This is a genomic window from Streptosporangium sp. LJ11, from assembly GCF_051918945.1.
GTDB lineage: Bacteria > Actinomycetota > Actinomycetes > Streptosporangiales > Streptosporangiaceae > Streptosporangium.
This window is the reverse complement of the sequence record NZ_JBPXMB010000025.1, coordinates 72,508-84,808: the sequence shown is the minus strand read 5'-3', so window position 1 is coordinate 84,808 and position 12,301 is coordinate 72,508. Positions and strand designations below refer to the sequence as shown.

General features: G+C 71.3%; 10 protein-coding genes and 1 pseudogene. 8 read left to right on the top strand and 3 right to left on the bottom strand.

Annotation, left to right across the window (positions count from 1 at the left end):
* Positions 1-32 precede the first annotated feature (32 nt).
* The 5 genes from ACTOQ3_RS32205 (at position 33) to ACTOQ3_RS32185 (ending at position 5,055) form a co-directional block, all read left to right on the top strand.
* Complete coding sequence (locus ACTOQ3_RS32205) at positions 33-1,364, top strand: ABC transporter substrate-binding protein (RefSeq protein ID WP_440087213.1); 1,332 nt, start codon at positions 33-35, stop codon at positions 1,362-1,364.
* Positions 1,365-1,376: 12 nt separating this feature from the next.
* Positions 1,377-3,017 (top strand): ABC transporter permease subunit, encoded by a 1,641-nt coding sequence (locus tag ACTOQ3_RS32200; RefSeq protein WP_440087212.1) that lies wholly within the window; start codon positions 1,377-1,379, stop codon positions 3,015-3,017.
* Complete coding sequence (locus ACTOQ3_RS32195) at positions 3,014-3,889, top strand: carbohydrate ABC transporter permease (RefSeq protein ID WP_440087211.1); 876 nt, start codon at positions 3,014-3,016, stop codon at positions 3,887-3,889. Before ACTOQ3_RS32200 ends, ACTOQ3_RS32195 begins: the two co-directional genes overlap by 4 nt.
* A gap of 91 nt (positions 3,890-3,980) precedes the next feature.
* A complete protein-coding gene (locus tag ACTOQ3_RS32190) occupies positions 3,981-4,658 on the top strand; it encodes a uracil-DNA glycosylase (protein WP_440087210.1) in 678 nt (225 codons plus the stop codon).
* A 37-nt stretch (positions 4,659-4,695) separates the two neighbouring features.
* Positions 4,696-5,055, top strand: coding sequence for a hypothetical protein (locus tag ACTOQ3_RS32185; RefSeq protein WP_362863939.1), 360 nt, complete (start codon positions 4,696-4,698; stop codon positions 5,053-5,055).
* A gap of 84 nt (positions 5,056-5,139) precedes the next feature.
* Here ACTOQ3_RS32185 and ACTOQ3_RS32180 read toward each other — a convergent pair whose 3' ends face one another.
* Together ACTOQ3_RS32180 and ACTOQ3_RS32175 are read right to left on the bottom strand one after the other, a co-directional pair.
* Positions 5,140-6,084, bottom strand: a complete 945-nt coding sequence (locus tag ACTOQ3_RS32180; protein ID WP_440087209.1) for a hypothetical protein — start codon at positions 6,082-6,084, stop codon at positions 5,140-5,142.
* Positions 6,085-6,161: 77 nt separating this feature from the next.
* Positions 6,162-7,508, bottom strand: coding sequence for a cryptochrome/photolyase family protein (locus tag ACTOQ3_RS32175; RefSeq protein WP_440087208.1), 1,347 nt, complete (start codon positions 7,506-7,508; stop codon positions 6,162-6,164).
* A 135-nt stretch (positions 7,509-7,643) separates the two neighbouring features.
* Here ACTOQ3_RS32175 and ACTOQ3_RS32170 point away from each other — a divergent pair, with 135 nt between their 5' ends.
* The 3 genes and pseudogenes from ACTOQ3_RS32170 to ACTOQ3_RS32160 all read left to right on the top strand — a co-directional run bounded on the left by ACTOQ3_RS32170 (position 7,644) and on the right by ACTOQ3_RS32160 (position 10,495).
* Positions 7,644-8,609, top strand: coding sequence for a MerR family transcriptional regulator (locus tag ACTOQ3_RS32170; RefSeq protein WP_440087207.1), 966 nt, complete (start codon positions 7,644-7,646; stop codon positions 8,607-8,609).
* A 281-nt stretch (positions 8,610-8,890) separates the two neighbouring features.
* Positions 8,891-9,376: pseudogene (locus ACTOQ3_RS32165) on the top strand (RNA polymerase sigma factor); the annotation flags it as partial.
* A 132-nt stretch (positions 9,377-9,508) separates the two neighbouring features.
* A complete protein-coding gene (locus ACTOQ3_RS32160) occupies positions 9,509-10,495 on the top strand; it encodes a YbgA family protein (RefSeq protein ID WP_440087284.1) in 987 nt (328 codons plus the stop codon).
* Between the two features lie 78 nt (positions 10,496-10,573).
* On the opposite strand, the gene treZ is transcribed toward ACTOQ3_RS32160, so the two are convergent.
* The gene (treZ, locus tag ACTOQ3_RS32155) at positions 10,574-12,301 is read right to left on the bottom strand and encodes a malto-oligosyltrehalose trehalohydrolase (RefSeq protein ID WP_440087206.1); all 1,728 of its coding nucleotides are present in this window, start codon (positions 12,299-12,301) and stop codon (positions 10,574-10,576) included.

The following is a 12,301-nucleotide window of genomic DNA, read 5'->3' as shown; positions in this document are numbered from 1 at the left end:
TCTGCCTCAACGTCTCAGGAGGTCTGTTCAGCATGCGCAGAACCATTGCCGCGGTGACGACGGCGGGACTCGCTCTGGCACTCGCCGCGTGTGGCGGCGGCGAGTCGGCCACCCCGGCACCGACCACGAGCGGCGGCGCGTCCGCGTCGGCGCCGGCCGCCGCCAAGACCCTCGAAGGGGTGACCGTCGAGGTCGCCGCCAAGTGGACCGGCGCCGAGCAGGCCAACTTCGAGGCGGTGCTCAAGGCGTTCCAGGCGAAGACCGGCGCCAAGGTCACCTACGCCTCCACCGGCGAGGACACCGGCGCCTACCTCGGCCCGCGCATCGAGGGCGGCAACCCGCCGGACGTCGCGATCCTGCCCCAGCCCGGCCTGGTCCAGCAGTACGCGGACCAGAAGGCGCTCAAGCCGCTCACCGCCGAGGTCCTGAAGCAGATCGACGACAACTACACCCCGTACTGGAAGGAACTCGGCTCCGCCGACGGCCAGTCCTACGGCGTGCTGGTGAAGGCGGCCCACAAGTCGCTCATCTGGTACCGCGACCAGGCCTTCCAGGACGCCGGCGCGACGCCGCCGGCCACCTGGGACGACCTGATCAAGACCGCCCAGACGGTCGCCGACTCCGGCACCCCGCCGTTCTCCCTCTGCGGCGCCTCCGGCTGGACCCTGACCGACCTGTTCGAGAACGTCTACCTGTCCACCGCGGGCCCGGAGAACTACACCAAGCTCTCCAAGCACGAGATCCCGTGGACCGACCCCAGCGTGACCACCGCGCTGGAGAAGATCGCGCAGCTCGTCGGCAAGAAGGAGTTCCTGCTCGGCGGCTCCGCCGGCGCCCTGCAGACCGACTTCCCGACCTGCGTGACCCAGGTCTACGGCCAGGACAAGTCGGCGATGGTCATCGAGGCCGACTTCGTGGGCGTCACGGCCGAGCAGTCGGGCGCGAAGCTCGGCGAGGAGGCCAAGTACTTCCCGTTCCCGAAGGCCGGTGAGACCGAGCCGGTCGTGCTGGGCGGCGACATCGCGGTGGCGCTGAAGGACTCCAAGGGCGCGATGGCGCTGCTGGAGTTCCTCGCCTCCAAGGAGGGCGGCGAGGTCTGGGCGAAGCTCCCCGGCTACCTCTCTCCCAACCGCAACGTCTCGCCCGACAACTACCCGGACGAGCTGACCAAGAAGCTCGCCGAGACGATCATCGCCGCCGGCGACGCCGTCCGCTATGACATGTCCGACCTCGCGCCCAGCGCCTTCGGCGGGACCGACGGCAAGGCCGAGTGGAAGTACCTGCAGGACTTCGTCCGCGATCCCTCGGACGTCAAGGGCATCCAGGCCAAGCTCGAAGACGCCGCCAAGCAGGCCTGGAAGTAAGGGGGAGCGGCCGTGACCGATCGGTTAGACGGCCCGCAGGGCTCGCGTGGCGGCGACGCCGCCCGCGACCCCTCCTCCGGACCGGACGACACCCAGCGGCCGGCGCAGGACGCCGGCCCCGCCCACACTCCGGAACCCACCCCGGAGCCCCGTACGACCGGCACTCCAGCCGCCGCGGCCCCGGAGGCCCCTGAGCCCTCCGGGGCGACGGCCTCCGGCGAGGGGGACGGCCACCCGGCCCTGGCCGACGTCAGGTCGGACGACCCCGCCGCGCCGGTCGCCGAGCCCGTCGCCGAGCCGGAGCTCGCGACCGCCGGGGCCGCGGCGCCCGCGGCGGCGCCGGCGGTGATACCCGCCGGGGCCTCCCGGCTGGGGCCTCCGCCGACGCTGGCGCTCTGGTTCCTGCTGCCGGGCGCGCTCGTGCTCGGCGTGATGGTGATCTACCCGATCATCTACTCGATCTTCCGGAGCCTCTACGACGCCAGCGGCGGCACCTTCGTCGGGGCGGACAACTACGCGACGATCTTCAGCGACTCCTCCACCCTGACCACGATCAGGAACAACCTGATCTGGGTCGCGGTGGCTCCCGCCCTGGTCACCGTGATCGGTCTCATCTTCGCGGTGCTGACCGAGCGGATCCGCTGGGCGACCGCGTTCAAGCTGGTCGTGTTCATGCCGATGGCCGTCTCGCTGATGGCCTCCGGCGTCATCTTCCGCCTGGTCTACGAGCAGGCCCCCGACCGGGGCGTGGCCAACGCCGTGATCACCTCGGTGACCGGTCTCTTCGGCTCGGACCAGGGCTATCCGGACGCCCGTCCCAGGGAGAACGACCAGTCCCCGGTCGCCCCCGGGCAGGGCGGCGGGGTGGTGGCCAAGCGGCCCGCGCAGCCCGGGCAGGCGGTGCTCCTGCCGCTCGTGGGCGTGAAGCCCGCCACCCTCGCCTCGGCCTCGACGGCGAAGGCGGCCCAGCCGGGCCCCGGCGAGCTGGCCGGGACCGTCTGGTTCGACTTCACCCAGGGCGGCGGCGGCGCGCCCAACCAGGTGGACGGCACCGAGAAGGCCCTGGCCGGGATGACGGTCGAGGCGGTGCAGAACGGCGCCGTCAAGGCCACCGCCACCAGCGGGGCCGACGGCACCTTCCGCTTCACCGGGCTCGCTCCCGGCGAGTACCAGGTGCGGCTGCCGCAGTCGAACTTCGACGCGGCCTTCGGCGGTATCCCCTGGCTGGGCCCGACGCTGATCACCCCGGCGATCATCGGCGCGTTCATCTGGGTGTGGGCCGGGTTCGCCATGGTGCTGATCGCGGCCGGGCTCGCGGCCATCCCGCGGGACGCGCTGGAGGCGGCCCGCATCGACGGCGCCACCGAGTGGCAGGTGTTCCGCAAGATCACCGTTCCGCTGCTCGCCCCGGTGCTGCTCGTCGTGTTCGTCACAATGATCATCAACACCCTGAAGGTCTTCGACCTGGTCTTCGTCATCGCGCCGGGATCGGTGCAGCCGCAGGCCAACGTGATCGCGCTGGAGATGTGGCGGGTCTCGTTCGGCGGGGGCAGCAACCAGGGGCTGGGCAGCGCGCTCGCCATCTTCCTGCTGGTCCTCGTCCTGCCCTTCATGATCATCAACATCCGCCGGTTCAGGAGGGACAACCAGTGACGACCTCCACCCTTGGCGCCCCGCCCCGCAGCGCCCTCGGCAGGATCGTGGACCGGCTGGGCGGCGGCCTGGTCCAGGCGGTACTGGTGGTGATCGGCCTGTTCTGGCTGGTTCCCACCCTGGGCCTGTTCGTGGTCTCGATCCGCGACGAGACGGCCAACAACTCCACCGGCTGGTGGACGGTCCTCACCAAGCCGGCCGAGCTGACCTTCAAGAACTACTCCGACCTGCTGGCCACCGGGTTCACCGCGTCGTTCTGGAACACCGTGTTCATCACGGTGCCCTCGACCGTCCTGGTGATCGGCATCGCCGCCATGGCGGCGTACGCGTTCGCCTGGATGGAGTTTCCCGGCAGGGACGCGCTGTTCCTGGTGGTGGTCGGCCTGCTGGTGGTGCCGACCCAGATCGCGCTCATCCCGATCGCGAAGCTGTACGGCTCCGCCGGGATCTTCGGCTCCATCGTGAGCGTGGTGCTCTTCCACGTCGCCTTCGGACTCCCCTTCGCCATCTTCCTGCTCCGCAACTTCTTCGCGGGCATCTCACGCTCGCTGCTGGAGGCGGCGCGGATGGACGGCGCGGGGGAATGGAAGATCTTCTCCACCGTGGTGTTCCCGCTGGCCAAGCCGGCGGTCGCCTCACTCGGGATCTTCCAGTTCCTCTGGGTCTGGAACGACCTGCTCGTCTCGCTGGTCTTCGCCAACACCGAGAACCAGCCGATGACCAAGGCCCTGCAGTCCCAGATGCGGCAGTTTGGGACCAACGTGGACATTCTTGCGCCAGGAGCTTTCCTGTCGCTGATCATCCCGTTGATCCTCTTCTTCGCCTTCCAGCGGTATTTCGTCCAGGGGATGATGGCCGGTTCGGTGAAGTGAGTCACAGGGGCAGGCCCGGTGCGACACGCTGATTTCCAACACTTTCCAGCACGCGCCGTACCGGGCCTAAAACCTCGATAGGGTCCTGCACATGGCCGCACGCCCCTTGAACGAAGTCGTGGAAGCCGGGTGGGCCAAGGCCCTCGAACCCGTCGCCGAGAAGATCGCCGAGATGGGCGAGTTCCTCCGGAAGGAGGTGGCGGAAGGCCGGCAGTACCTCCCCGCGGGCGCCAACGTGCTCCGGGCCTTCCAGCAGCCCTTCGACCAGGTCAAAGTGTTGATCGTGGGCCAGGACCCGTACCCCACGCCGGGGCACCCGATCGGCCTGAGCTTCTCCGTGGCCGCGGACGTGCGCCCGATCCCGGGCAGCCTGCGCAACATCTACAAGGAGCTCACCGAGGACCTCGGGCTGCCGATGCCGAGCAACGGCGACCTGACCCCCTGGACCGAGCAGGGCGTGCTCCTGCTCAACAGGGTGCTCACCGTCATGCCGGGCAAGCCCGCCTCGCACCGAGGCAAGGGCTGGGAAGAGGTCACCGAGCAGGCCATCAAGGCCCTCGTCGCCCGCGACAAGCCGATGGTGGCGATCCTGTGGGGGCGCGACGCCCGCAATCTGCGCCCGATGCTCGGATCCACCCCGGCCATCGAGTCGGCCCACCCCAGCCCCCTGTCGGCCCGCAGCGGCTTCTTCGGCTCCCGCCCGTTCAGCAGGACGAACGAGCTTCTCGAGCAGCAGGGCGCGGGCCCCGTGGAGTGGAAGCTCCCCTAGGCAGTTCTCACCCCACCCAGGCACTAGGATTTACACCATGAGTGATGTATCGGGCACCGAACGCTATCTGCGTCTGACCGTTGAGCTGACCGTGGAGGTGCAGGACCTCGCCGCCCTGCAAACCGCCGCGCTGAAGGAGATCAACCACCCTGACGCCGATCTGGACGACGACGAGCGTAAGGAGCAGGCCGAGCTGGTCTCGGCCGACGACACCGGCGCCAGCGCGCTGCAGTGGCTGATCGAGCCGGACCACGTCCTGGGCCTGATCGAGCACGTCGACCAGATCGAGCCCCGTGAGGCCGTGCTGGGCGTCGAGCCCTCCGACGGCCCCTCGGACGAGGATGAGGACGACGACCACGCGGGCCACGACCACGCGGGTCACGACCACAGGCACTGAGACCACGGCACTGAGACGATCACCGCCGGGGCTTTTCACTGCCGGGGCTCTTCACCGCCGGGGCCCACCGGGAAGGCCCGCGCCTCAGCCGGTGACGATGACCTTCTCGCGGCGGGCCACCAGGGCGTCCCGCTGCCGGGCCAGCTCTTCGAGGCGAAGGTCCAGACCGTCGACCGTGCGCCTCACCCACTCGGCGACGTCCGCGACGGCCGCGCCGGTCTCCGCGATCCGGTGGTGCTTGATCGCGTCGGTGATGATGTTGTCGAAGAACATGTCGGCGAACCAGCGGGTGTCCACCTTGGGAAGCTTCGGGGTGACGTGCACGCCGATGTCGACGAGCTCCCTGGAGAAGGTGTCCAGCAGCTGCTGGGCGTGCCAGGCGGCCTCGTCCGCGTTGCGCAGGTGGCCGTGCTCCACCATGTCCGCGAAGCCGCCCCCGGCCAGCATGTCCCACCTGGAGGCGCCACGGGCGCCGCCGAGGCAGCGCAGGACCTCGCCGACCCCGTGGAGCGCGTCGACCCCGGCCTGGTGGGCCTCCTGATGCTCCACGAGGCCGGCGCGGGTGTCGGCGAGGCGGTTGCCGATCTCGACCAGCTCACGACCCTCGTGGGCGCCGGAGGCGACCAGCCGGCGCTCCTCCCGCTCCAGCAGCGCGTCGTACTCCTCCCGCGCCGTCCCCAGCCCGGCGAGCCCCTCGTCGACGGCCGCCCGGTCGGCGTTCAGCCATTCGAGGCGGTTGCGCTGGCCGTCCAGGCGTTGCCGTACGGCCAGCGCCTCGGCGCGCTCCCTGGCGAGCCGCTCCTCCCTGGACCCGGTGAGCCCGGACAGGAGGGCCGCGAAGCCGCCGCCCTCCAGTTTGGAGACGTCCCGCTCCTCCTTGGCGAGCTGCTCCTCAAGGTCGCCCAGGAGCGCCCCGACCTCGTCGAGCTGCACGGCCACCGCCTCGCGCCTGCTGGTCAGTTGTTCGAGCCGGCGCACCCGTTCGCGGGCGGCGAGCAGGGCGTCGGCGGCGTTGTCATAGGGGGTCACACCTGTGCGACGCGCGGGGAGGACGATTCGTTCCGAACCTCCCCGGATCATCGCTCACGGCCCCCGCCCGGCCGGGCTCAGCCCATGGACACCAGGGGCGCCGGATAGCCCGGGACGCCCGAGGGGAGCCTCCAGGGCTCGTGGATCATCCGCGTGGGCACGGCGTCGAGTTCGGGGACGTGACGGCGGACGTACTCGCCGTCCGGGTCGTACCTCTTGGCCTGCCGGATGTGGTTGACGGGCCGGTTGGGCCGGGTGTCGTTGCCGGTCCCCGCCACCCACTGCCAGTTGCCGTAGTTGTTGGCGACGTCGCCGTCGAGCAGCAGGTCGAAGAAGTGGTCGGCGCCGACGCGCCAGTCGACGCCCAGCCGCCGGACGAGGAACGAGCCCACGATCAGGCGCGCACGGTTGTGCATCCAGCCCTCGGTGAGCAACTGCCGCATCCCGGCGTCCACGATCGGAACCCCGGTCATGCCGGCCTTCCACGCCTGCGCCGCGTGGTCGTCGTCGCGCCACTCGTGCCCGCGCGGCCGGTAGTCGTCCCGGTTGACGCGCGGGAAGGCCCGTGTCACCTGGTAGAAGAAGTCACGCCAGCACAGCTGCCTGACGAACTCGTCGGCCCCCCTGCGGTCCTCGCCCTCCTCTTCCACCTCCCCCACGTCCCTCGCGTCACCCGCGCCCCCCGCCTCCCTGGCGAGCGCCTCCAGCTCCAGCGGCGAGACGCAGCCGAAGCGCAGGTAGGGGCTGAGCCTGGAGGTGCGGTTGCCCGCCATGTCGTCGTGGCCGTCGGCGTAGTCCTCCACGCAGTGCTTCAGCCACTGCTCCATCCTCCGGCGCCCGGCCTTCTCGCCGCCCCTGAACAGCTCGTACGGCTCACGCCCCGGCTCGGGCAGCTTCCCGGCCCTCAGGCCGCCGGGGACGTGCACCATGTCGGGGGCCTTGAGCACCTCCCTGCGCGGCTGCCGGGCCCAGGCCCGCAGGTAGGGCGTGAAGACCCGGTAGTGGTCACCTCCGCCCGTCGGTCTCAGGGCGTCGGGGGGTACGATCGTCAGGCCGGGGAACATCCGGAACGCCGTCCTGAGGCGCTCGCACTCCTCGGCCAGGCGCCGTTGCCTGCGTCGCGCGAGGGTGCTGACGTCCAGGCTGGTGTGGACGGCCTGGGCCTTCGTCTCCTCCGCCAGGCGCATCGTCTCGGCGACCGGGTCGCCGTGGCGCACGACCAGCTCGCCACCCCGCTCGCGGAGCGATCCACGCAGGTCGGCGAGACATTCGGCGAGGAACCCCCCGCGGTTTCCCGAGGGAATGGCGGGGTCGGAGACGAAGAGCGGTATGACATGACGTGCGCGCTCGCACGCCGCGGCGAGCGCCGGGTGGTCGTGCACCCGGAGGTCGCGGCTGAACAAAACGATCACAGTATCGGTCACGTTTTTCCTTCGCCCGGTAACGCTCCGTCGGTTGCGTCCGCCAAAGGCCCGGAACTCGAAAGAACGTTCAGGGAGCGACCGCTCCCCTCGCCTGTCACGCTGGTACCGCACATAGCAGGCTCGAAATGGGATGAGATGGACGAGCAGCGTCAAGTGGTAGCCGACGAGGAGCCCGGATACGGCATCGGAGCCGTCGCACGGCGCCTCGGAGTACCCGCCCCCACGCTGCGGACCTGGAACCTACGTTACGGCGTGGGCCCGAGCCGCCGGAGCCCGGGGGGACACCGGCGCTACGACGCCCGTGACCTGTGGCGTCTGGAGGAGATGAACCGGCTCATCAGGAGCGGGATTCCGGCCTCCGACGCGGCACGGAGGGTCCTGCGGATCGAGGTCGTCCCCCCCGCGCCTCCTGCGGAGCGGGAGCGGGAGCGGGAACCCGAGTGGCCGACCCCGAAGGGGATCCCGTCCCTCACGGCCGATCGGCGGCCGGGCGTGCCGACGGTGGCGATGCTGGCGCGGGCGGCGATGATGCTGGACAGCGGGGCCGTGCACGACTGGATCGGCGCGGCGCTGGCCAGGCACGGCGTGCTGTGGACCTGGGAGCGCCTGGTGATGCCGGTCTTCGAGACGATCTGCAGGCGCCAGTCCGAGAGCGGGGCGAGCATCGAGGTCGAGCACCTGTTCTCCGACCGGCTGATGGCCGCGCTGATCGGGCTCACCGAACGTCCCGCCCGGCCGGCCGGCCCGCGTCCCGTGCTGCTCGCCTGCGCCGAGAACGACCTGCACAGCCTGCCGATCTACGCGCTCGCCGCCGCGCTGACCATCGAACATCAGGTGGAGACCCGGGTGCTGGGCGCCCGGACCCCGTACCCGGCGCTGGCGGACGCGATGCGGCGGCTGGGGCCCTCGGTGGTCTTCGTCTGGTCCCAGCTGCCCGAGACCGGGGACCCCGCCCCGCTCGTGTCGCTGCCCGTGCTCCGCCCGCCGAGCCTGGTCGTCGCCGGCGGCACGGGCTGGCGGGAGGGCCTGCCCGCGTCCATCCCGCGCGTCGCGTCGTTCCAGGACGCGATCACCCGCGTCACGGCCGCCGCCCTGGCCTGATCCTTTCCCGGCACGCCTCGCCCCTCCCGGCACACCTCCGACCCTCCTGAAGGGCGCCTCCTCCTCTCCCGATCGGCCAGGCGCACCACCGGCCCCCGGGCCCGCTCCCCCCGCCGTTCCGCCTGCCCGGCCCCCGCCGCCTCAGGCCGTCCCAGGCCGTCTCGCGCCACCTCTCCCCGCCCACGCACCTGCGGGCACCTCCGTGCCGCTCGCTTGCGATCACGGCCGTTGAGCGAGTATGAATAAGTTTTGAGTAGCTTTTCTCGGTAAGAGGAGGCATCATGACAGACCCCCTGAACACCCGGTTCGCCGCGGGCGACGAGGCGGCGCTGGTCGAGTGCTTCCAGGTCCACGGACCCCTCGTCCGTTCCTACCTGCGGCGGTTCGTTCGCCCGCAGGATGTCGACGATCTTCAGCAGATCGTGTTCGTGGAGGTCTGGCGTTCCAGGCACCGCTTCGACCCGGCGCGCAGCCTCCCCGCCTGGATGCTCGGCATCGCCCACAAGCGGGCGGTCGACCAGCTGCGGATCCGCACCCTGCAAACGGTGCCGCTGGACGTCGTCGCGGACCGCACCGGAGCCGACGGCCGGACCGACGGTGACGGGCTGGCGGAGCGCGACCAGGTGCAGCGGGCGCTGGCCGAGCTGCCCGCACCGCAGCGCCAGGCGATCGAGCTCGCCTACTACGGCGACCTGACCCAGCGGGAGATCGCCGAGAGGCTGAGCGTCCCGCTCGGCACGATCAAGGCACGTACGGCACGCGGCCTGCGCCGCCTGTCCGGCATCCTCGGCACGGCCTCGACGGGCGGCCTGCACGCCGGACCCCGCCGGGGTGAAGTGGCCGCCGCGCGTGGCGCGGACGGTACGGGCGCGATCGGCGCGATGGACAAGGTGGGCACCATGCACGGAACCGGCCGGATCGACGAGACGGGCGAGCAGGTCGTCAGACCGAGAATCGCGGTGTCCAGCTGCCTGATGGGCGAGCCGGTCCGGTTCGACGGCGGGCACAGCCGCAACCGGTTCCTCAACGGCGAGCTCGACAGACACGTCGAGTGGGTGCACATCTGCCCGGAGATGGAGATCGGCCTCGGCAGCCCGCGCGAGACCCTCCGCCTGGAGCTCTCACCGGACGGTACGCGGCTGGTCTCCAGGAAGAGCCGGGTGGACCTCACCGACAGGATGACCGCCCTCGCCGAAGAACGTGCTCCGGCCCTGCGCGAGGTGGACGGCTACGTCCTCAAGTCCAGGAGCCCCAGCTGCGGGGTGCACGGCATCCCCGTCCACGCCGGGGGCACGACCGTGGACCACAAGGGCACGGGGGTGTTCGCGGCCGCGGTGCTCGGCACCCATCCGCTGCTGCCCGTCGAGGACGAGGGACGGCTCAACGACGCCCTGCTCCGCGAGACCTTCGTGGAACGGGTCTTCGCCCGTGCCCGGCTCCGCGCGCTGCTGGAGAGCGACTGGCGCCCTCGTGACCTGGTGTCCTTCCACGCCCGGCACAAGATGCAACTGCTGGCCCACAACCCCGCGGCCTTCCGGGAGGCGGGCAGGGTGGTGGCCCAGGCGGGCACGAGGCCCCGTGAGGAGCTGGCCGCCGACTACGCCCGCGTCTTCGGCACGGCGCTCGCCGCCAAGGCCAGCATCGGCCGGCACGTCAACGTCCTGCAGCACTGCGTGGGCATGGTGGGCGACGCGCTCGACCCGGTGCGCCGGGCCGACCTGGCCGAGGTCATCGCCTCCTACCAGGCCGGGCGGGTGGCGCTGAGCGTACCGGCGACCCTGATCCGCCACCACGCCCAGGGCCTGGCCGCCGGCTACGTGCGGGACCAGACGTACTTCTCCCCGTACCCCGAGGACCTCCGGCTGCGCAACCACGTGCCGGCCTGAGCCCGCGGCCGGCCCGGACGACAGGCTCCCCGCGGACGGCCGCCCCCTCACCGCCGCGAGGGAGCGGCCGGGGAAAGCTCAGAGGGCCGGATCCAGCCTCACCACCGCGAGCGAGCGAGGAGGCAGGAACAGCTCCTCCCCCTCCACGGTCGCCGACGGGTCGGAGGCGAGCAGGATGTGGCCGGGCGCGAACCGGCCCGTCCCCAGCTTGACCGTGAGCGCGACCGGGCCGAGGTTGGCCGCAACCCTGAGCCCTCCCCGGTGCACGACCAGCCAGGACTCGCCGTGGTCGACCCGTACCCGATCCAGCCTCGGGTCCGTCAGCTCGGGGTGGGCGCGGCGCAGCGCGATCAGGGCGCGGTACCAGTCGAGGTGGGCCCGGTGGGCGTCGTCGTCCAGCTCGCTCCAGTCGAGCTTGGAGCGCAGGAACGTCAGCTCCTCGCCCGGATCGGGAGCCTTGTCCGCCCAGTCGTCGTAGCCGAAGCCGACGAACTCCCGCCGCCGCCGCTCGCCCTCGCCCTCGCGCAGCTGCGGCTCGACGTGGTCGGTGAAGAACAGGAACGGCGCCCGCGTCCCCCACTCCTCCCCCATGAACAGCATGGGCGTGAACGGCGAGGTCAGCAGGAGCCCCGCGGCCAGCCGCAGCGCCTCGGGCGCCATCCGGTCGCCCTCGGCCCGGTTGCCGATCTGGTCGTGGTTCTGCGCGCAGCAGACGAAGCGGTAGCCGGGCACGTGGGACGCCGGGCGGCCGTGGGAACGCCCCCGGAAGGACGAGTAGGTCCCGTCGTGGTAGTAGGCGCGGGTCAGCACCTTGGGCAGGGCGCCGTAGAAGTCGTCGTAGTAGCCGTGCCGCTCACCGGTCGCCGCCACGTGCAGGGCGTGGTGGACGTCGTCGTTCCAGGCCGCCGCGAGGCCGAACCCGCCGGCCTCACGCGGGGTCATCAGCCGGGGGTCGTTGAGGTCGGACTCGGCGATGAGCGTGAGCGGTCTGCCCACCGCCGCCGACAGCGCCTCCGTCTCGACGGCGATCTCCTCCAGCAGGTGCACGGCCCGGTCGTCGTGCAGCGCGTGCACGGCGTCCAGTCGCAGGCCGTCGATGTGGTAGTCGCGCAGCCACTGCAGCGCGTTGCCGACGAAGTAGGCGCGCACCTCGTCGGAGCCGGGACCGTCCAGGTTGACGGCCTGCCCCCAGAAGGAGGAGGCGCTGGAGTGGAAGTACGGGCCGAAGGGGGCGAGGAAGTTGCCCGAGGGGCCGAGGTGGTTGTAGACGACGTCGAGGATCACGCCGAGCCCGCGCCGGTGGCAGGCGTTCACCAGGCGCTTGAGCCCGTCGGGGCCGCCGTAGTTCTCGGTGACGGCCCACAGGTCCACGCCGTCGTAGCCCCAGTTGCGCCCGCCGGGCACCGGCGGCACCGGCATGATCTCCACGAAGTCGACGCCGAGCTCCACCAGGTGCTCCAGCTTGCCGATCGCCGCGTCGAAGGTGCCCTCGGGGGTGAAGGTGCCGATGTGCAGCTCGTAGATGACCGAACCCGGCAGGTCACGGCCCTTCCACAGGGCGTCGCCCCACTCGAAGCGGTCGTGGTCGTAGACCCGGCTCGGCCCGAAGATCCCCTCGGGCTGCCGGCGGGTCCTGGGGTCGGGCAGCGCCTCGCCCCCGTCCAGCCGGAACCGGTAGTCGGTCCCGTGCCCGGCGCCGGGCACCTCCGCCGTCCACCAGCCGCCTCCGGCGGACGACATCGGGTAGCGGACCTCGCCGATCTCCACATCCACCGCCGTCGCCCGCGGTGCCCATACCTCGAACAT

Coding starts and splice junctions, on each gene's coding strand:
- ACTOQ3_RS32205 (WP_440087213.1), top strand. CDS start 33: ATGCGCAGAACCATTGCCGCGGTGACGACGGCGGGACTCGCTCTGGCA.
- ACTOQ3_RS32190 (WP_440087210.1), top strand. CDS start 3,981: ATGGCCGCACGCCCCTTGAACGAAGTCGTGGAAGCCGGGTGGGCCAAG.
- ACTOQ3_RS32185 (WP_362863939.1), top strand. CDS start 4,696: ATGAGTGATGTATCGGGCACCGAACGCTATCTGCGTCTGACCGTTGAG.
- ACTOQ3_RS32170 (WP_440087207.1), top strand. CDS start 7,644: ATGGACGAGCAGCGTCAAGTGGTAGCCGACGAGGAGCCCGGATACGGC.
- ACTOQ3_RS32160 (WP_440087284.1), top strand. CDS start 9,509: ATGCACGGAACCGGCCGGATCGACGAGACGGGCGAGCAGGTCGTCAGA.
- treZ (WP_440087206.1), bottom strand. CDS start 12,301: ATGTTCGAGGTATGGGCACCGCGGGCGACGGCGGTGGATGTGGAGATC.